Here is a 21,191-nt window from a genome sequence, read left to right on the forward strand (position 1 = left end):
TTATTTGCTTAAATTTTCTTCGATTAACTCCAAAGAACCTTCTAAAAGCACTAAATTATTAGTGTTTAAAATAGCGTAAGTGCTTAATTCTGAGCTAGTTACGACATTAGAAGCCTTTAAATTGCGTGACGACAAATATACATTTTTATTTGACTCTCCCAACACAAATAGAGATTTTTTATTATCTAACCCTAAAGCTTTCAAAACGTTAATGAAATTTTTAGTGTTTGGAGTTTCAAAACTAAAGTCCTCAAGAACGATAATATTTGACTCTTTTGCTTTGATTGAGAAAGCTGATTTTCTTGCCAATCTTTTCAAGCTTTTATTCAATTTAAATGAATAACTTCTTGGTCTTGGTCCGAAAATTGTTCCTCCACCTTTAAACAATGGATTTTTGATACTTCCCGCACGAGCTGTACCAGTTCCTTTTTGTTTTTTAATCTTACGCGTACTTCCAGTCACTTCAGCTCTTTCTTTAGCTTTGTGAGTACCTTGTCTTTGATTAGCAAGATATTGCTTAACATCAAGGTATACAGCGTGATTATTTGGTTCAATTGCGAATACTGAATCAGAAAGTTGAACTTTTCTTCCAGTATCTTTTCCGTTGAAATCTAATACTTTTACTTCCATTACTTCTGAATGATTACATAAGAGTTTTTATGTCCAGGAACACATCCTTTAATAACAAGTAGATTCTTTTCAGCAACTACTTTTAAAACTCTAAGGTTTTGAACTTTTACATTGTCTCCTCCCATTCTTCCAGCCATACGCATTCCTTTGAATACTCTAGATGGATATGAAGAAGCTCCCACAGAACCTGGCGCTCTTAAACGGTTGTGTTGACCGTGAGTTGCTTGTCCAACTCCACCAAATCCGTGACGTTTAACAACCCCTTGAAAACCTTTACCTTTAGACACACCTTGTACATCTACAAATTCTCCTTCAGCAAAAATAGAAACATCAATAAGATCCCCTAATTTTTGTTCAGTTGCAAAATCTTGAAATTCAACGACTTTTTTCTTAGCAACAGTTCCAGCTTTTTTAAAGTGACCTAAAGCCGCTTTAGTGGAATGTTTCTCGTTTTTGTCATCGAAACCAAGTTGCAACGCTTCGTACCCGTCAACACCTTTGGTTCTGACTTGGGTAACAACACACGGCCCAGCTTCGATTACTGTACAAGGAATGTTTTTCCCGTTTTCGTCGAAAATACTAGTCATGCCGATTTTTTTACCAATTAACCCAGACATAAATATTAATTATTAATTACTAAAATTCCCTTCAATTTGAAAATAACAGAAATTTCCAAACAGGGAGTGCAAAAGTATACATTAAAATTGAATATACCAAACAGTTAGAAAAATTAAATGTCTCATAATCAAAATCAAAGCATCATTCCCTCTCCTTTCAATATTTAATTTATCGAAAAAATGAAATTTCACTATCTTAACTCACAACCTTATTTAACTTAACAATTACCTAACTCATCAACTAAAAAATTCTCGCAACACCCTAAATAAAAGACATTTCAAGCAAAACCGAAATAATTTTTCAAAAAAAATATCTTAAAAAAAATACACCTCAAAACTTTTATCCACAAAAAAAGCGAGACATTTCTATCTCGCTTTTTATATGTAAAATATAATAAAAAAAAATTATACTTTTATCTCTACTTCAACTCCACTTGGCAATTCAAGTTTCATTAATGCATCAATAGTTTTAGATGAAGATGAATAAATATCAATCAATCTCTTGTATGACATTACTTCAAATTGCTCTCTCGCTTTTTTGTTAACGTGCGGAGAACGCAACACAGTGAAAAGTTTTTTGTGAGTTGGTAACGGAATTGGACCTGTTACAACTGCTCCAGTAGTTTTTACTGTTTTTACGATCTTTTCAGCAGATTTATCCACCAACATGTGATCGTAAGATTTTAGTTTTATTCTGATTTTTTGACTCATTTTCTTAAAAATTAGGCGTTACCTTTTGCTTTTTTAATTACAGCTTCTGAAATATTAGAAGGTGTTTCTGCATAGTGAGAAAACTCCATTGTTGAAGTTGCTCTACCAGAAGATAATGTTCTTAATGTTGTTACATATCCAAACATTTCTGATAAAGGCACATCAGCTTTAATAGTTTTAGCACCGTTTCTGTCACCCATGTCATTAACCTGACCTCTACGACGGTTGATATCACCAACGATATCTCCCATGTTTTCCTCAGGAGTAATAACTTCCATTTTCATGATTGGCTCCAAAATAATCGCACCAGCAGCTTTAGCTACTTCTCTATAACCCATTCTAGCAGCTAATTCAAAAGAAAGAGCATCAGAATCGACAGGGTGGAAAGATCCGTCTGTTAAAGTTACTTTCAAACTATCCACTTGATAACCAGCTAAAGGACCAGTTTTCATAGCTTCACGGAAACCTTTTTCTACAGATGGAATATACTCTTTAGGAACGTTACCACCTTTTACTGCATTAATAAACTGCAATCCAACTGGAACTTTACCATCAACTTCATCAGCTGGTTCAAGTGTAAATACGATATCACCGAATTTACCACGACCCCCTGATTGTTTCTTGTAAGTTTCTCTATGCGTTGCAGTTCTTGTAAACGCTTCTTTGTATTCAACTTGAGGCTCACCTTGGTTTACTTCAACTTTGAATTCACGTTTCATACGATCAACCAAGATATCTAAGTGAAGCTCACCCATACCCGAGATAATAGTTTGCCCTGAAGCCTCATCTGTTCTAACAGTAAATGTTGGATCTTCTTCAGCTAATTTAGCCAAAGCCATACCCATTTTATCAACGTCAGCTTTAGTTTTAGGCTCAATTGCAATACCAATTACCGGAGCAGGAAATTTCATAGACTCAAGAATAATTGGGTGTTTTTCATCACACAATGTATCTCCAGTTTTGATATCTTTAAATCCAACAGCAGCTCCAATATCTCCAGCCTCAATATATTCGATTGGATTTTGTTTGTTAGCGTGCATTTGGTAAATACGAGAAATTCTTTCTTTACTTCCTGAACGAGTGTTCAAAACATAAGAACCAGCATCTAAACGTCCAGAATAAGCACGGAAGAAAGCTAAACGACCTACGAATGGGTCAGTAGCAATTTTAAATGCCAAAGCAGCGAACGGCTCTTTTACGTCTGGTTTACGCAAGATTTTAGTTTGATCTTCTTCTAATAATTCAGCATCATCAGGATGAATTCCTTCGATACCTTCCTTATCCATTGGAGAAGGTAAATATTTACAAACTGCATCTAACATGAATTGAACTCCTTTGTTTTTGAAAGAAGAACCAGCAATCATCGGAATGATAGCCATATCCATAGTAGCAGCTCTTAAAGCGTTGTTGATTTCTTCCTCTGTAATAGAGTTTTCATCTTCCATGAATTTCTCTAAAAGATTTTCATCGTAGTCAGCAACTGCTTCGATAAGAATAGATCTGTATTCTTTAACTTCAGCAACCATGTCAGCAGGAATTTCAACAATATCAAAAGTTGCCCCTTGAGTTGCATCATGCCAAATGATAGCTTGGTTTTTTACTAAATCTACAACACCTTTGAAATCATTTTCTTCACCAATTGGCAAAGTGATTGCAACAGCATTTGATTTTAACATATCACGAACTTGTTGACAAACTGCCAAAAAGTTAGATCCTTGACGATCCATTTTATTTACGAATCCCATACGTGGAACTCTGTATTGATCAGCAAGTCTCCAGTTTGTTTCTGATTGAGGCTCAACACCATCAACAGCACTAAACAAGAAAACTAAACCATCAAGTACACGCAAAGAACGGTTTACCTCTACAGTAAAGTCAACGTGCCCAGGAGTATCAATGATATTAAAGTGGTAAGGCAATGATTCAGGCAAAATTTTTCCTTGCTCAGTTGGAAAATTCCATTCACAAGTTGTTGCAGCTGAAGTAATTGTAATACCTCTTTCTTGCTCTTGAGCCATCCAGTCCATTGTTGCAGCACCATCGTGTACTTCACCAATTTTGTGTGACTTTCCAGTATAAAAAAGGATACGCTCAGTTGTTGTTGTTTTACCAGCATCAATGTGAGCAGCAATTCCGATATTTCTTGTATATTTTAAATCTCTAGCCATTTCTTACGAATTAAAATCTAAAGTGAGAGAAAGCTTTATTAGCTTCTGCCATCTTGTGAGTATCCATTCTTTTCTTAACCGCAGCACCTTCTTCTTTAGCAGCAGCTAAACATTCTGATGCCAAACGTTGTGCCATAGATTTTTCATTTCTTCTTCTAGAATAAAGTATTAACCACTTCATTGCCATAGAAATTTTTCTGTCTGGTCTAATTTGCATTGGAATTTGAAATGTAGCTCCACCTACTCTACGACTACGTACTTCTACGTGAGGCATAACGTTTGTTAAAGCATCTTTCCAAATTTCTAATGAAGATTTTTCTGAATCTTGCTTTTTAGACTCAATGATGTCAATCGCATCATAAAATACTTTGAAAGCTGTAGATTTCTTACCATCCCACATTAAGTTGTTCACAAAACGTGTTACCAATTGATCGTTAAACCTAGGATCTGGTAAAAGTGGTCTTTTCTTTGCCGCTCTTTTTCTCATGTCTTTTTTTTAATAAAAAGTTATAGGTTATCCGTTAAATGTTATGTGTCAAAGATTTATTGCTTTCGCTTATTCTCTAACTCTCAACTCCTAACCTCCAACTCTTAAACGTTTTAAATTACTTTTTTGCTTCTTTTGGGCGTTTAGCACCGTACTTAGATCTTCTTTGCGTTCTTCCTGCAACTCCTGACGTGTCAAGCGCTCCACGAACGATATGATATCTAACACCTGGTAAATCTTTTACCCTTCCACCTCGCACTAATACTATCGAGTGCTCTTGTAGATTGTGTCCTTCTCCAGGGATGTAAGCATTCACTTCATTACCATTTGTCAAACGTACACGCGCAACTTTACGCATTGCAGAGTTTGGTTTTTTTGGTGTAGTAGTGTAAACACGCGTACAAACCCCTCTTCTTTGAGGACAAGAATCTAAAGCAACCGATTTACTCTTCTTAGTGATCTGAGTTCTTCCTGTTCTTACTAATTGTTGAATTGTTGGCATAATTAATACTAAAAATTTATTATGTATATTAAATTCCCGCTTTTTACGGGGTTGCAAATGTATAAAATATTTTTCACTATACAAACGTTAATTCATTAATTTTCAATAACATTATTTATCCTTATGATTTTAGAAACAAACAATGGATATTTGCAATACTATAATATAAAGAAACAATTGCCCTTGAAACAATTACTACATATACTCATTTTTTTCCTAATAAGCATTTTCAGTTATGCTCAAAGTTTTCATTTAAAGATAAACGGGACATCCAAAATTGAAAACCAAATCATAGATTCCTTAAACTATTCAACAAAACATTCAAATATTAAATCTCTTTTTGACGAACTCAAAATTACATCTGAAAAGCTTTCAAAAAAAGGATATTTAGACAACAAAATACTAGAAACCAATAAAATAAATGACAGCACCTTTACCTCAATCATAGAGCTAAAAAAACCAATAAAAAAGATACATATATATATAGGTATAAATAATGTTTTTTTTGAATCAGAAAAAACAAAAAAAGACAGCATAATATTACCATACAACCAAGTAGAAAACTATCTTAATGAAAAAACACGTAACGCTGAAAATGCAGGTTACGCACTTACTAAAATAAAACTAGAAAATATTCGAAGAAAGAATTTGATAATTTATGCAGACTTAAATTTTAAATCCGAAAAAAAACGCAACCTTAATTCCATTATTCTAAATTATACAGATAGCAATACTAAAAATATTTTTCCAAAAAGACATTTAAAACAACTCAATAAAAAATATATCAATAAAATTTTTAACCAAGAAACCGTAAAAGAATTATATAACGAAATCAATAACTTTGAATTTATAAGTCAGACAAAATATCCTGAAATATTATTTACTAAAGATTCAACTAAAATTTACACCTATATCCAAAAAAGAAAAGCAAACACATTTGACGGTTATATTGGATTTTCGAACGATGAAAATAAAAAATTAATTCTTAACGGGTATTTAGATATAACATTACAAAATACACTTCATGCGGGAGAGCAATTTTCATTGTACTGGAAAAGTGATGGAAACCAACAAAAAACTTTTAATACAAAATTAGAAATTCCATATATTTTCAACTGCCCACTTGGGATAAAAGCACAACTAAATATATTCAAACAAGACAGTACTTTTCAAAACACCAAAACTGCAATAGATCTTGGTTATTTCCTAAATTACAATTCCCGAATTTATCTCGGATATCAGTCTACAGAATCAAGCGACATTCAAAACACAAACAGTTTAACTATTAGTGATTATAAAAACTCATATTTGACAACTTCTTTTGAATATAAAAAAACCGATAATACTGAAATCTTATTTCCCAAAAAAGCATCATTAAATATTATAGTCGGTTACGGAAAAAGAAACACTAACAATAACCCGGAAACAGCAGAATCGAGCAAACAATTTTATACAACCCTAAATTTATCTTATAACTTTGAGCTAAATAACAAGAATTTCATTAACATAAATTCACAAAATTTTTATCTTAACAGTAAAAACTACATTTCCAACGAATTATTCAGGTTTGGCGGAATGAATTCAATTCGGGGATTTTTAGAAAATAGTTTGCAAGCAAATTTCAGCGCTTTAATTCTTACAGAATACAGATATATAGTCTCAAAAAACTTATACATAAATTCCATTGTTGATTATGGCCTATATCAAGACTTGACAAGTAATTCAAACCAAAATGAAATTAAAAAATTAACAGGAATTGGCTTTGGAACAGGAATTCAGACTACAAATGGTTTATTAAAAATTACACTTACTAATGGAGGCGAAAAAATTAATGAGTTACAATTATATAACACTATCATAAACATATGTTATAATGTTAAATTTTAGTATTTACCAAAAAAAGATTTTTATTTATTAGGATAGTTAACAAATTATTAAGAGTTTTGCGATACTAATTCAAAATATTTAAAAATGAAACTAAAGTTCAATGGATTCTTAGTGCTTTTATTAGTACTAGTGGCGCAACTAACTTTTGCGCAAGAAAGAGCTGTTTCAGGAATTGTTACTGATAATGCAGGTATGCCTTTACCAGGTGTAAGTGTATTAGTAAAAGGAACAAAATCTGGAACACAATCTGATTTTGATGGTAAATTCTCTATCAAAGCATCAACAAGCCAAATTTTGGTATTTAGCTACATTGGGATGAAAACTCAAGAAGTAGCTGCAAGTTCATCTTCTATCAATGTAAAATTGGTTGGAGATGCACAAGAACTTGAAGGTGTTGTAGTAACAACTGCTTTAGGTATTAAAAGAGAGAAAAAATCTCTTGGTTACTCTGCTCAATCAGTATCAGCAGAACAAGTAGCAACAGTTCCTACAGGAAACTTTGTAAATAACTTATCAGGAAAGGTTGCTGGTCTTAGTGTTACTAATGGTACAAACTTTGGTGGATCTACAAACGTAGTTCTTAGAGGTTTCAAATCACTTTTAGGAGACAACCAAGCTTTATTTGTTGTAGATGGAGTGCCAATTCTAAACAACAACGTAAACAGTGCTGATCAAAAAAGCGGTAGAGGCGGATACGATTACGGAAATGCTGCATCTGATATCAACCCAAATAATATCGCAGAGATCAACGTATTAAAAGGTGCTGCAGCAACAGCTCTTTACGGATCAAGAGCACAAAATGGGGCGATCATCATTACAACTAAAAAAGGTAAAGCAAGAAATGACATGGCTGTAGAATTTTCATCTTCTTACACTATGTCTACTGTAGACAAAAAAACTTTCCCTGAATACCAAACTGAATATGGTCAAGGATATCTTGGGCAAAGATTTTCAACTTATAATGGACAACCGAGATCAATAACCGGACATGATGCTTCTTATGGTCCAAAATTTGATGGTTCTTTAGTTTATCAATATGATGCATTCATACCTGGTTCTGCTAATTACGGTAAAGCTACTCCATGGGTCGCTGCAAAAAATGGACCAATTGAGTTTTTCGATACTGGAGTATCGACAGTAAATAATATAGCTTTAAGTGGTGGTACAGATAAAGCTACTTACAGATTGACTTATGCTAACACAAATAGTACCGATATTCTTCCAAATTCTTTATTAAGCAAGAACAACTTCAATGCTTCGGCTACTTACAAGTTTAACGACAAATTAAGCTCTACATTTAATGCGACTTATGTTGCTCAAAACACACGTAACAGAAATACTACTGGTTACGGAGGAAATCAAATTGCAGGCTTCAGACAATGGTGGGCAACTAACGTTGATCTTAAAGATCAAGAAGCTTTCTATAACATGAGCCACCAAAACTATTCTTGGAATATGACAAGCGCTGCAGACATAGCACCTCAGTATTGGGATAATCCTTATTTCGGAAGAAACGAGAATTATAACACTGATAGCAGAAGAAGATTTGCTGCTAATGCAAGTATAACTTACGATGTATCTAAAGAACTTAGTTTTACAGGTAGAATGGGGACTGATGGATTTACTATGAGAACTGAGGATAGAATAGCTCAAGGGTCTGTTCCTGCAACTCTTGGATCGAATTCAAACCTTGCAAATCTACCTGCTCAACCATCTGGTTACGCTCTAGATCTTTATGATTTTAGTGAACAAAATTATGATTTCTTGGCAACTTACAAGAAAGATTTAGCAGAGGAATTAAATCTTACCGTTGTACTTGGAACTAACTATAATGCGCAAAGCAGATTTATTAATCAACAAATGACATCTGGAGGTTTATACATCCCAGGATTGTATACTATCTCTAACTCTGTTTCAGCTCCAGCTTTGCCTAGAATCATTGATACAAGAAAAGAGGTTCTTGGTTTATTCGGACAAGCTACTTTAGGATATAAAGGAACTTACTATCTTGAAGGTTCTGTTAGAAGAGATCAATCATCTGCTTTGCCTCAAGACAATAATGCTTACTGGTATTCTGCAGTTTCTGGAAGTGTTGTTTTCTCAAACTGGTTAAAAGATGTTGAATTTATCAATTTTGGTAAATTTAGAGCAGCTTACGCTCAGGTGGGTTCTGACACAGATCCTAATCAACTAGAAAATACTTATACTGCTAGAACTCCATTCGGAACTCCAGTTTATTCTTACAATACTACTGCAAAAAATGCAAACTTAAAGCCTCAACAATTAGACAACGTCGAATTAGGTTTAAACATGCAATTTGCTAACAACCGAATTGGATTTGATGTAGCTTGGTTCCAAAACAAAGCTTACGATCAAATTTTACCATTACCGGTATCAACTTCTACTGGATCAGCATTTAACACTATCAATGCGGGTACATTAACAACAAAAGGATTTGAGGTTACATTAAACCTTACACCGTTTAAAACGGCAAACTTTGCATGGGATGTAAATGTAAACTGGTCTAATCCTAATACAAAAGTTACTAAATTGGCTCCGGGTATCGAAAACATCAATATTAACTCTCTTCAAGGTGGTATTAGTATTAACGCTCCTCTTAATCAGGACTATGGTCAAATCTGGGGAACAACTTATGTATTAGATAATGCTGGAAACAGAATTATCGGAGACAATGGTGCTTATGTAGTTTCTACTACTACAGATAATAAACTAGGTACATATCAAGCTGATTGGGCAGGTGGTATCAATAATAAATTCACTTACAAAAATCTTTCTTTCAGCTTCTTAATTGATGTTAAAAAAGGTGGAAGTGTTTTCTCACTTGATCAATATTATGGATACGGAACAGGTATTTACGCTAATTCAGTTGGAAACAATGATTTAGGAAATCCAATTAGAAATACTTTAGCTAATGGTGGTGGTGAAATTTTACAAGGTGTTATGGCAAATCCTGCATATACTCCAGGAAACGGTCAACCACAATATGTAACAAACACTACAAGATTAGACAGATCTCAATCTAGCCAGGTTCTAGGTACAGATCCTCCTGCTGCTGCATTTGTTTACGATGCAGGATTTGTAAAATTAAGAGAAGTTGTATTTACATATAATCTTCCTGAAAGCATCTTAGGAAAATCTATAAAAGGAGCTTCATTTAGCTTAATAGGTAATAATCTTTGGATCATTGATAAAAGCTTACCATATTCAGACCCAGAAGCTGGATTGTCATCAGGTAACACACAAGGATACCAATCAGGACCTATGCCGACAACAAGAAATATTTCTTTTAATGTCAAAGTTAATTTTTAAAAAAAATGAAAATGAAAAAAATAATAGCAATATTAACAATTGGTCTGTCGATGACAGCTTGTGTTAATGAGGATGTAAATACAGATCCTAACAGTGCATATACCACTGTGCCAGGGTCGCTAATTAATTATGCTGAAAAAGAATTAAGTGATTACTTAAATACTCCAAGTGTAAATGAAAATAACTTTAGGCTAACAATGCAATATTGGCAAGAAACAACGTATGTAAATGAAAGTAATTATGACTTTACAAACCGAAATGTTTCTAACCAAATTTACTCAGATAATTATGTAAATGTATTAAAGAACCTAGGTAAAGCTAAAGAGATAATTAATGCGTATGCACCAACTGCTACTGAATTAGCAAACTGGCCAACTAATAAAAAAAATCAATTAGCTATAATTGAAATTTTAGAAGTTTTTACTTACCAGCGTTTAGTAGACACTTTTGGTAACATTCCTTACACTCAAGCTGGTGACGTTACTGCTTTTCCTTTGCCTAAATATGATGATGGCGCTACTATTTATCAAGATTTAATTGCAAGAATCGATGCTGCCGTTCCAAATTTAGTAGATGTCGATGAAGATCATGATTTTGACACTTTTAGTGATGGTGATAAATATTATCATGGTGACGCTTCAAAATGGCGTATATTTGCTAACTCTTTAAAATTAAAACTTGCAATTGGAATAGCTGATTCAAATCCAGGCTTAGCACAAACAACAGCAACAGCAGCTATCACTGCCGGAGTAATGACATCTCCAGCTGATAATGCCCAATTTCAATATTTATCAGCATCTCCAAACTACAGTCCTTTGTATGAAAATCTAGCAGCTAGTGGTAGAGATGACTTTTTTGCAGGTAAAACACTAGTTGATTACATGAATGCAACAAATGATCCACGAATCGGTCACTATTTTGATGAAGTAGAAGGTGGTGGTTATACTGGTCAAGTTATTGGTCAAGGTGGTGAACCTGGAGATTTTTCTAATATCGGTTCATTTGCTTATACAACTACTACTCCTGGTATAATCTTAAACTACACTGAAGTTGCTTTTTATATTGCTGAGGCAAATGCTCGTTGGAATACAGCAGCAGCAGCAGCAGCATATAACACAGCTGTTACTGCCTCTATCACAGAATGGGGTGGTACAACTGTAGAAGCTACTACTTACCTAGCAGCAAACCCTTATGATGCAGCTAATTGGAAAAAATCAATTGGGGAGCAAGCGTGGGTAGCCATGTTCAATCAAGCTTTAACTGGTTGGAACTTTTGGAGAAGATTAGACTTCCCTGTTTTATTAGCTCCTTCAACAGCTATTACTAATGCTGGTGGTAAAGTTCCAGTAAGAATGGCATATCCTGTTCTTGAGCAACAAGCTAATTCTACAAACTGGAAAGCAGCTTCGGATGCTATCGGTGGAGATTTATTGACAACAAAATTATTCTGGGATAAATTCTAATTTATTCTCAAATAAACATATTAAACCACTCTGTTCATTCAGAGTGGTTTTTTTTTATATAAACATTATACCTATATTTGCCACATGGAAAAAGAACATCAAATATTTGGAATTAGAGCCATTATAGAAGCAATTCAGGCAGGAAAAGAGGTAGACAAAGTATTCATCCAAAAAGAAATTTCTGGAGAATTAATGAAAGATTTAATGAAAGTGATGAAACGCGCTAACATTAATTTCTCTTATGTTCCTGTAGAAAAACTAAATCGCTTAACACCAAATAATCACCAGGGTGCAGTTGCAACAATATCTCCTATTGGGTTCATTGATTTAGAACATCTTGTTGAATCAACTATTGAATCTGGCGCGAAGCCATTATTTTTAATATTAGACCAGATTTCTGATGCAAGAAATTTTGGTGCTATTATCAGAACTGCTGAATGTACCGGCGTAAACGGAATCATTGTTCAAAAAGCTGGCTCTGCTCCTGTTAATGGAGATACTGTAAAAACATCTGCCGGAGCGGTTTTTAACGTACCAATTTGTAAAGTTGAACATATTAAAGATGCTATTTTCTATTTGCAAGGATCAGGTATTAAAACTGTAGCCGCTACAGAAAAAACAGAATCAAATATTTATGATTTATCTCTAAACGAACCATTAGCAATTATTATGGGATCTGAAGACAGAGGTATTAATCCATCTGTTTTAAAAATTGTTGATGAAAAGGCTAAATTACCAATGTTTGGAACTATCGGATCGTTAAACGTTTCTGTTGCTTGTGGAGCTTTTCTTTATGAAACTGTTCGTCAAAGAAGTTAAATACTATTAAGAATTTCAGACAACAAAATAAATATTTAATTGATGTCTTCTTCATTAACTCGAAATAGGTCATTTAAATTAAGCTATTGTGTCCTTGCGCTATTTTTTATTGCAGGAATCAATTATGCTCAGACTAAAACGTATGGCCAATTTTGGAATGAAATTCAACTCAATACAACAATAAATAATAAATGGTCGACTGAACTGGATTTAGGGACTTCTTATAGCAGTACAGAATCAACTTCAAATATTTTTCAAAATAACATACAAAAATCATTCAGAGGATGGGGACATTATTATTTGTCTCCTCGCTGGAAACTCTCCACTTTTTTGGCATATTACAACAATAAAGATGTTCCTGAAATAGGTCAATATAAATCTCCTGAATGGAGATTTGCTTTACAAGGCATCTATTATTTTCACAAAACGGGATATACTTTAAGTACTCGAATGAGAATAGAACTCAGGCACATGAAAAATGGAGATGATGATTTTGAAAATGTTTTTAGATATCGCCAGCAAATTAAGTACTTACAACCAATAAATAGCAAAGTTCTTAGGGAAGGCGTTATTTACGCTGTTGCTTCAGACGAAGTGTATATTAAATCCGGAACAAAAGTAACAGGTCAAAGTTTTTTTGATCGCAATAAATTTAACATCGGAGGAGGTTATTTATTTACAGATGATATTCAGATAGAGTTAACTTATGCTAATGAATATCTTCCAAGAAACGGTGGAAATCAAATTACAAATGCCGCCGCCCTTACGCTTACATTTAATAATCTTTTTAAAAACCTTAATAAGAAATCATTAGATAAAAACAAGACTACTACAAATGAAGATTAATCTTTCTTCTCCTCTTTCAAAAAACAATTCAATTGTTGTATTATGGCGTTTTTATGCAATTTGAAATTATAATCGCGAACAAACTCAGTTCCTTTCATATTAATTTTAGCTGTTACAGCTTCAAACTTAGAGAAAGCTTCAACATCTTTATCATTCATTAGATACAAAACCTGCATAACCGAATCGTTATGTCTGTATTGTGTATCATAATGGGATAATTCGTATTCTTTTTGATCTGCCAAAAGAATAATTAAATCGTCTTTGATTTTCTTTCCTTCAGCTTTCGACGGAAATGGTAAAGGTTGCAATGCAATAAAAAAATGTTCTTTATCTGTTTGAATATTAATTTTTAAAGATTTTGATTTTGAAATATAGAAATCCGCAGGATCAAAATAAAATACGAGAGTTCCATCTGGTAATATTCTATTTTTCGCCTCGCATTGTGCAATCGATTTTGCACTCATTATAATGAATAGAAACACAATTGCTAAATTTATATTTCTCATAATCTGGTAAATTAAATTAAGAACAACCTATACAAAAATAGTCATTTAATTTAAACCAAACATCCAGATCTACAACTTGTCATTTGATTCTGATTTAGTTACGGTATAATTTACCCAAACATTAGAATTAAAATAAGTATCAACAGAGTCAGATTCTTCTTCAGGTTTTTCGGTATTTACAAAATTGCCATTTTCATCAAAATGCCTCATAAAAATATCGTCTTCAGGGTTGAAATCCGGTTTTTGCCAATCATACACTATCGGTTTAGTATATTCAGGGGTTTTATAAAATAAGGTCAGCATAAATCCGGCAATAAAACCACCCAAATGACCTTCCCAGGAAATTGTTGCATCAACATCCGGAAAAACATACCAAATCATTCCTCCATAAAGCAATATTACAGATAATGATAATGCAACCAACCTATAATAACCTGTTTGAATTCCTTTAAAAAATATAAAACTTACCAAAACGTAGATTAATCCACTTGCTCCAATATGATAATTTTCGCGTCCGATAACCCAAGTAATTAAACCCGAAAATAAAATTCCGTAAGCAATAACACCAAAACTTTGTTTAGGATAAAAAAACTGCAATGCAGCCAACAATACTAAAAGCGGAATAGAATTATTATATAAATGATCTAAGTTTTCGTGAATAAAAGGGCCGAACACAACACCTTGCAAACCTGAAAAATCACGAGGATAAATTCCGTTTTGATAAAAATCGAAGTCAAACCTAATTTGAACCCAATACACTATCCACAAAAAAAGAACAAAAAATACTGGAAGCCCAATTACGGAAGTTGAAAATTTAAAGTGGTTGTCGTTCATGTTTTTGATAATCAGTTCAAAGATCAACATCAAAAAACTAACCAATTACAATTTACTGATAATTTGTCAGCCGGATAAATAGATCTTTGAGCGTAATTAACTTTTAAAAATTTATAATTAAAATTGAAAATAGTAATTTTACAAAATGGAAGCACCTTTAGCAGAGCGTATTCGCCCACAGAAATTAGAAGATTATATTAGTCAAAACCATTTGGTTGGACCAAATGGTTCATTGACGCAACAAATTTCAAAAGGAATTATTCCGTCACTTATATTTTGGGGACCGCCCGGAACTGGAAAAACGACTTTGGCTCAAATTATTGCCCAGGAATCTAAACGTCCGTTTTATATTTTGAGTGCTATAAATTCAGGTGTAAAAGATATTCGTGATGTTATTGAAAAAGCGAAACAAAGCGGTGGATTATTCACTACTAAAAATCCTATTTTATTTATTGATGAGATTCACAGATTTAGTAAATCTCAGCAAGATTCTCTTTTGGCGGCAGTCGAAAAAGGGTGGATAACACTTATTGGTGCAACAACAGAAAACCCAAGTTTTGAAGTTATTCCCGCATTATTATCGCGTTGTCAAGTCTACATACTAAATGCTTTTACTAAAGATGATTTAGAAGCTTTATTGCACAGAGCAATGAAAACAGATTCTGAATTAGCAGCAAAAAATATTGTCCTAAAAGAAACAGAAGCTCTTTTACGTCTTTCTGGCGGAGATGGCCGAAAATTATTAAATATATTCGAACTTGTTGTTAATGCTTCCGCAAGCGATGACGTTGTAATAACCAACGATCGTGTTTTTGAATTGGTGCAGCAAAATACTGTTTTATATGACAAAACAGGAGAACAGCATTATGACATTGTTTCTGCTTTTATAAAATCGATTCGTGGCAGTGATCCTAATGGAGCTGTTTATTGGCTGGCAAGAATGATTGAAGGTGGTGAAGATGTAAAATTTATTGCCCGCAGAATGCTTATTCTATCTAGTGAAGATATTGGAAATGCAAACCCAACGGCATTTATTATGGCAAACAATACTTTTCAGGCTGTTTCTACGATTGGTTATCCGGAAAGCCGAATCATATTAAGCCAATGTGCTATTTATTTGGCAACTTCTCCTAAAAGTAATGCTTCATATATGGCGATTGGAAATGCGCAGCAATTGGTAAAACAAACCGGAGATTTACCTGTTCCGATTCACTTGCGAAATGCACCCACAAAACTTATGAAAGAATTAGGTTATGGTGAAGATTATAAATATTCGCACGATTATGCCAATAATTTTGCCGAACAGGAATTTTTGCCGGATGCTATAAAAGAAACGGTTCTTTATAATCCAGGAAGCAATTCCAGAGAGAATAGCAACCGCGAATTTTTAAAGAACCGTTGGAAAGACAAATACGGTTACTAGAACCGTATTTTATATTTAGAATTTAACTGATACCTTTTCAGAAACTAGTTTGTCGTTTTGATAATACTCAAAAAACCATTGATTGTCTTTTGCGTTTAATGAACCCTGAACTCCATCTTTTATTGCGATGAAAGAATCTGGTCGAGATGTTTTAAGCAACTTCATTACAACTTTTGGCGTTTTATCAATTAATTGATATCCGTTTTCTGTTGGTTGTGCGTAAAGCAAATTTGGATCTGAAATATCTGCAACAGGAGGAGTTGTAGCCACCGCAACTGTTTGTACAGCAACAGATGCAGCTGATGGTGAAATTTTAGACGTTGTAGCCACAACTTTACCATTATATTTATAATGCAATTTATTTATAGATACAAAAGCCAAATCAAGACTTTCTTTGTATGCTACTTCATAATCTTTTTCTTTGCTTTTTCCAATTTCTGAAGTATAAACCACTTTTCCAAAGCAATCTTTAAACTCAACAAAAAGTTTCGTAACTAAAAAACCACTTTCTTTTTTTACATCAACATATAAAAGCTGACAACGATCACTGTATTCAGCAGGAATTTCTTCATTTGTGTAAAAAGCAGTAAAACCAGCTTTAATCAAATTAGATTTTGTCATTGTCGCTAATCTATATTGATTTTCTGTTTTAAGAAATTCATACTTTAATGGAATTATAACAGCTTTAAAATCATTAACAGATTGCGAAAATCCGATCACTGAAATTAAAAGTGTAACTAACAAAAATTTAATTTTCATAATTATAAATATTTTTTAAGTTCTAATAAATGGTTTATTTGTTTAATATTTTGGGGAGCTTCTATTTTTTTATCGTTAAAAAATATAGCATCCAAACCTGCATTTAATGCGCCATTAACATCAGCATCAAGACAGTCTCCAATCATAATGCAGTTTTCTTTTGAAGCTTTAGACAAATTAACAGCATAATCAAAGATAATACTATTTGGCTTTTTTACGCCTGCTAATTCTGAATTTGTAATAGTGCTGAAATAACTTCCCAAACCAGCATTATTTATCTTTTTATCCTGAACATTGGCAAAACCATTCGTGATAATATGCAATTTATATTTTGGTTTTAAATATTCTAAAACCTCGATTGCCCCATCAAAAAGGTAATTATTATCAGTTAAAAATTCAATATAATCATTTGCGATTTCATTAATGTTTTCATCTGAAATTTCGAAATTCAATGCATCAAAAGAAAATTTTAATCTGTTATAACGCAATTCCAAATGTGTAATTTCATCGTTTTGATATAATTTCCAACAAGCCTGATTTATTGGCGCGTATTTTATAATAAAATCCTCTGTTTTAATTTCGGGAAACTTACTTTTAAAAATGCGATCAAAAGCCATTTCAGAATTTTTATCAAAATCCCAAAGCGTATGATCCAAGTCGAAAAAAATGTCGGTAATATTAGTTTTCATAAATTAAAAAATTCCTTCATCTACAAAACTATAATAATTTGTTTCAGTAATAATCAAATGATCTAAAATTTTAACATCTAGACTTTCACCTGCCAATTTCAGTTTCTTCGTGATTTGCTTATCGGCTTCACTTGGAATCAATGAGCCAGAAGGATGATTATGACACAAAATCAAGCTTGTAGCATTAGTTTCAAATGCTAATTTAAAAACCAAACGCGGATCAACAATAGTTCCGGTCATTCCTCCTTTACTTAATTGTGATTTAGAAATTACTTTATTAGAATTATTAAGAAAAAGCACCCAAAATTCTTCGTGAGCCAACTCACCGATGATTGGCTGCATAATATCAAACACTAATTTACTGGATGTAATTTTCTTTATAAACTCAGTTGTATCTTTAGATTTTCGACGTTTTCCTAATTCTAAAGCAGCAACAATTGTAATTGCTTTAGCCTCTCCTATTCCTTTAAAATTCATTAATTGAGAGATTGACATTTTACCTAAAGAATTTAGGTTATCTAAGCTGGCTAAAATTCTTTTACTTAAATCAACTGCCGATTCGTTACGACTTCCCGATCCTATCAAAATGGCAATTAATTCGGCATCGCTTAAAGCATCAATACCTTTTAGCATTAATTTTTCTCGCGGACGATCGTCTTTTGACCAATCTGAAATTGGAAAATACCCTTCTTTCATATCAAGCAGGAATTATATAGATTTACTCATACAAACACTATTTGTCAAACCTACATAAGGTTCATAGTTTTCAACGATTTCAAAGCCTACTTTTTGGTATAAGTTTATTGCTTCAATTTGTTTGTATAAGGTTTCTAATATGAAAGTTTCAAAACCTTGGTTTTTGGCTTGATTTTCCAGTTCTTTAATGATTAACTGAGCCAAGCCTAAACCTCTTGCTTCGGGCGAAACAAACATTCTTTTTAGTTCTGCAGTAGTATCATTATATTTTTTGAAACAACCGCAACCAACAGGTTTTCTATTCAAATAAATAATAATTACGTTCGCGTTAAACTCAATTAAATTATTTCCCCAATAATCTGTTTTCAATTCCGGGTATCTCTCCCATAAAAAGGTATCGAAAGTTTCAATTAAAAATACAAAATCAGAGTTTTCACTTGTTGTTTTTACAACTTCTATAGATGGTTTCATTTTATAAAATCTTAAATGGCTAATATATAAAAAATAAGAAAAATCATTCAATAAAAAACAATAAAACAAAAAAGGAGAAATCGTGGCTTTGTATTGCTTAGATTTCTCCTTTCAATTTTATATTGTGATCATTTACTCAATCAAACCTTTAACTTCATCAAAGTTTAATCCTCCGTAATTTCCTGAACTCATCAACAATAAAGCTGAATTTTCAAGATTTAAATTGAATAAATACTCTTTAAATTCTGTTGGATTTGTGTAAATAATTAAATCTTTTCTATTGAAAGAATTCGCAATCTGATCATAAGTAACTTCTTCCAATTGTTTAATTTTTACAGCATCTGGAGAATAGAATACTACTGCAACATCAGCATATTCAAGTGCGCCTTCGTATTCTTTTAAGAATTCTGCGTTAAGACTACTGTAAGTATGCAATTCTAAACACGCTACCAAAGTTCTGTTCGGATATTGTTCTTTTACCGCTTTTGTTGTCGCTGCCACTTTACTTGGTGAATGCGCAAAATCTTTATAAGCTACTTTTCCTTTTCCTTCAGCAATTTTTTCCAGTCTTTTTGAAGCTCCTTTAAAACTTGCAATCGCTTCGTAAAAATCAGCTTCATCAACACCCATGTTTTGGCAAATCCATTTTGCTCCGGCAAGATTATTTAAATTATGTGCTCCAAAAACTTCAATTGGCATATCTCCTTCAGGCGTTTTCAATAATGTTACACCATTGCTAACTACATATTCCGGAGTATGATAAGCTAATTTACGAATTGGGTTTGTAGCTGCTTCTGCAACACGTTTTACTTCAGGATCATTTTCGTTGTACACTAAAATTCCGCCATTTGTAATTTTACCAATAAAAATTTCGAATTGCTCTACATAGTTTTCATAAGTTGGAAACACGTTGATGTGATCCCACGCAATTCCTGAAATCAAAGCAATATTAGGTTGATATAAATGAAATTTCGGGCGTCTGTCTATCGGAGAAGATAAATATTCATCTCCTTCCAGAACCACAAAATCATTTTCCTCTGTAAGATGCACCATCGTATCAAAACCTTCAAGCTGTGCTCCTACCATATAATCAACATTGATATTATGGTAATGCATAACATGCAAAATCATCGAAGTAATTGTGGTTTTTCCGTGAGAACCTCCAATAACAACTCTGGTTTTATTTTTAGATTGCTCGTATAAAAATTCAGGATAAGAGTAGATTTTCAAACCTAATTCCTGTGCTTTAAGCAATTCAGGATTATCAGCTTTGGCATGCATTCCTAAAATTACAGCTTCAATATCTGAAGTGATTTTTTCAGGAAACCAACCCATTTCAGCAGGCAGAATTCCTTTCTTTTCTAATCTTGATTTTGAAGGTTCAAAAATAGCATCATCACTTCCTGTAACCTGATATCCTTTGTTATGCAATGCTAATGCTAAGTTGTGCATGGCACTTCCGCCAATGGCGATGAAATGTGTTTTCATTTAAAATTCCAATTTTTATGTTCTAAATTCCAAATATTACTTGAAATTCGTCTATGATATTTGACCTTTACGCTTCAAATTTTCTTTTCAATTCCTGCGCTTTCTTCGGGTCTTTTAATTTGTTCAAATATAAATTATATAATTTTTGAAATGTGACTTTTGATTTACCAATTTCATTTGCTTTTATATAATTTTTTTCTGCAGCTGGATATCTTTCAAAGTATTCATCTATTCGTCCTTTTGACATATAACCATCAACTGGAGATAAAACAGCCAATTCATTTGAATATGAAATTGCTTTCGATTCGCTGCCGCCTAAAAGCCCCGGCAAATGTAAATACAGCTCTATTAACGCCCATCTTGCCGGAATATGTTTTGGATTTAATTCTATCGCTTTCTCAAAAGCTTCTTTCATGTCATCGACCATTCCAAAAGCTTTTATTTTATTCACTTCAACAGCTCGCATTGCCAAACAACCGCCATATTTATAAAAATAATCTGCTTCTGTAGGTTTTAGCTCTTTCAGTTTCTTGTAATATTGTGCTCCTTTTACCCACGATTTTTGATACGCTGCAATTTCTCCTAAATAGGTAAGAGTTTTAATGTCTGATGGTTTGGTTTTTAAAACTCCTTCAAGAATAACTTGAGCTTCATTATATTTTTTTGCCTGAAATAATTTCTCTCCCTTCTCAAAATTAGTTTGTGACCAAACTAAAATTGGAGCAACTAAAAAAAGAAGGAGTAGTTTTTTCATATTTCAAAAATAAGGAAATATAGCATCCGTGATTTGCTTTTAGAGATAAATTACTAATTTGTACGAAATTTATTTTCTAAGCTTGCCAACGTTTATCTAAAAACCGCTCTC

General features: G+C 33.0%; 20 protein-coding genes. 6 read left to right on the top strand and 14 right to left on the bottom strand.

Going from position 1 to position 21,191, the window contains the following annotated elements; all coding sequences use genetic code 11:
* The 6 genes from rplD to rpsL form a co-directional block, all read right to left on the bottom strand.
* Complete coding sequence (gene rplD, locus GKZ86_RS13985; protein WP_042565876.1) at positions 1-630, bottom strand: 50S ribosomal protein L4; 630 nt, start codon at positions 628-630, stop codon at positions 1-3.
* Positions 630-1,247 (bottom strand): 50S ribosomal protein L3, encoded by a 618-nt coding sequence (gene rplC / locus GKZ86_RS13990; protein ID WP_007803612.1) that lies wholly within the window; start codon positions 1,245-1,247, stop codon positions 630-632. Before rplC ends, rplD begins: the two co-directional genes overlap by 1 nt.
* Positions 1,248-1,652: 405 nt before the next feature.
* Positions 1,653-1,958 (bottom strand): 30S ribosomal protein S10, encoded by a 306-nt coding sequence (rpsJ, locus tag GKZ86_RS13995; RefSeq protein WP_007803605.1) that lies wholly within the window; start codon positions 1,956-1,958, stop codon positions 1,653-1,655.
* Positions 1,959-1,969: 11 nt separating this feature from the next.
* The gene (fusA, locus tag GKZ86_RS14000; RefSeq protein WP_029272048.1) at positions 1,970-4,126 is read right to left on the bottom strand and encodes an elongation factor G; all 2,157 of its coding nucleotides are present in this window, start codon (positions 4,124-4,126) and stop codon (positions 1,970-1,972) included.
* Positions 4,127-4,136: 10 nt separating this feature from the next.
* The gene (rpsG, locus tag GKZ86_RS14005; RefSeq protein WP_007803600.1) at positions 4,137-4,613 is read right to left on the bottom strand and encodes a 30S ribosomal protein S7; all 477 of its coding nucleotides are present in this window, start codon (positions 4,611-4,613) and stop codon (positions 4,137-4,139) included.
* A 118-nt stretch (positions 4,614-4,731) separates the two neighbouring features.
* A complete protein-coding gene (gene rpsL, locus GKZ86_RS14010; RefSeq protein ID WP_007136570.1) occupies positions 4,732-5,115 on the bottom strand; it encodes a 30S ribosomal protein S12 in 384 nt (127 codons plus the stop codon).
* A 123-nt stretch (positions 5,116-5,238) separates the two neighbouring features.
* Between rpsL and GKZ86_RS14015 the strand changes: the two genes are divergently transcribed.
* The 5 genes from GKZ86_RS14015 to GKZ86_RS14035 all read left to right on the top strand — a co-directional run bounded on the left by GKZ86_RS14015 (position 5,239) and on the right by GKZ86_RS14035 (position 13,460).
* Positions 5,239-7,002 (top strand): ShlB/FhaC/HecB family hemolysin secretion/activation protein, encoded by a 1,764-nt coding sequence (locus GKZ86_RS14015; RefSeq protein WP_228526590.1) that lies wholly within the window; start codon positions 5,239-5,241, stop codon positions 7,000-7,002.
* An 84-nt stretch (positions 7,003-7,086) separates the two neighbouring features.
* A complete protein-coding gene (locus GKZ86_RS14020) occupies positions 7,087-10,332 on the top strand; it encodes a SusC/RagA family TonB-linked outer membrane protein (RefSeq protein ID WP_154783708.1) in 3,246 nt (1,081 codons plus the stop codon).
* An 11-nt stretch (positions 10,333-10,343) separates the two neighbouring features.
* Entirely contained in the window at positions 10,344-11,795 is a 1,452-nt protein-coding gene (locus GKZ86_RS14025; protein ID WP_154783709.1) for a SusD/RagB family nutrient-binding outer membrane lipoprotein, read from the top strand.
* Between the two features lie 84 nt (positions 11,796-11,879).
* The gene (gene rlmB, locus GKZ86_RS14030) at positions 11,880-12,614 is read left to right on the top strand and encodes a 23S rRNA (guanosine(2251)-2'-O)-methyltransferase RlmB (RefSeq protein ID WP_059114044.1); all 735 of its coding nucleotides are present in this window, start codon (positions 11,880-11,882) and stop codon (positions 12,612-12,614) included.
* Between the two features lie 42 nt (positions 12,615-12,656).
* Complete coding sequence (locus tag GKZ86_RS14035; RefSeq protein ID WP_154783710.1) at positions 12,657-13,460, top strand: DUF2490 domain-containing protein; 804 nt, start codon at positions 12,657-12,659, stop codon at positions 13,458-13,460.
* Here GKZ86_RS14035 and GKZ86_RS14040 read toward each other — a convergent pair.
* Positions 13,457-13,966 (bottom strand): hypothetical protein, encoded by a 510-nt coding sequence (locus GKZ86_RS14040; protein WP_154783711.1) that lies wholly within the window; start codon positions 13,964-13,966, stop codon positions 13,457-13,459. The two genes, GKZ86_RS14035 and GKZ86_RS14040, sit on opposite strands and share 4 nt — an antisense overlap.
* 69 nt (positions 13,967-14,035) lie before the next feature.
* Positions 14,036-14,800, bottom strand: a complete 765-nt coding sequence (locus GKZ86_RS14045; protein ID WP_154783712.1) for a rhomboid family intramembrane serine protease — start codon at positions 14,798-14,800, stop codon at positions 14,036-14,038.
* A gap of 145 nt (positions 14,801-14,945) precedes the next feature.
* Between GKZ86_RS14045 and GKZ86_RS14050 the strand changes: the two genes are divergently transcribed.
* Entirely contained in the window at positions 14,946-16,223 is a 1,278-nt protein-coding gene (locus tag GKZ86_RS14050) for a replication-associated recombination protein A (protein ID WP_154783713.1), read from the top strand.
* A gap of 15 nt (positions 16,224-16,238) precedes the next feature.
* Here GKZ86_RS14050 and GKZ86_RS14055 read toward each other — a convergent pair whose 3' ends face one another.
* The 6 genes from GKZ86_RS14055 to GKZ86_RS14080 form a co-directional block, all read right to left on the bottom strand.
* On the bottom strand, positions 16,239-16,982 hold the full coding sequence (locus GKZ86_RS14055) for a hypothetical protein (RefSeq protein WP_154783714.1): 744 nt from the start codon (positions 16,980-16,982) through the stop codon (positions 16,239-16,241).
* A 2-nt stretch (positions 16,983-16,984) separates the two neighbouring features.
* Positions 16,985-17,671 carry a YjjG family noncanonical pyrimidine nucleotidase gene (locus GKZ86_RS14060; RefSeq protein WP_154783715.1) on the bottom strand — a complete coding sequence of 229 codons (687 nt, stop codon included), beginning with the start codon at positions 17,669-17,671 and terminating at the stop codon, positions 16,985-16,987.
* Between the two features lie 3 nt (positions 17,672-17,674).
* Entirely contained in the window at positions 17,675-18,367 is a 693-nt protein-coding gene (gene radC, locus GKZ86_RS14065) for a DNA repair protein RadC (protein WP_154783716.1), read from the bottom strand.
* A gap of 12 nt (positions 18,368-18,379) precedes the next feature.
* The gene (locus tag GKZ86_RS14070) at positions 18,380-18,838 is read right to left on the bottom strand and encodes a GNAT family N-acetyltransferase (RefSeq protein ID WP_154783717.1); all 459 of its coding nucleotides are present in this window, start codon (positions 18,836-18,838) and stop codon (positions 18,380-18,382) included.
* A 132-nt stretch (positions 18,839-18,970) separates the two neighbouring features.
* Positions 18,971-20,326: a UDP-N-acetylmuramate--L-alanine ligase gene (gene murC, locus GKZ86_RS14075; RefSeq protein WP_154783718.1), complete on the bottom strand. Its 1,356-nt coding sequence runs from the start codon at positions 20,324-20,326 to the stop codon at positions 18,971-18,973.
* A 67-nt stretch (positions 20,327-20,393) separates the two neighbouring features.
* Positions 20,394-21,080: a lipopolysaccharide assembly protein LapB gene (locus GKZ86_RS14080; protein ID WP_154783719.1), complete on the bottom strand. Its 687-nt coding sequence runs from the start codon at positions 21,078-21,080 to the stop codon at positions 20,394-20,396.
* Positions 21,081-21,191 lie beyond the last annotated feature (111 nt).

Origin of the sequence: Flavobacterium sp. LC2016-13, assembly GCF_009707955.1 — a bacterium.
In the GTDB taxonomy this organism is placed as follows: Bacteria; Bacteroidota; Bacteroidia; order Flavobacteriales; family Flavobacteriaceae; genus Flavobacterium.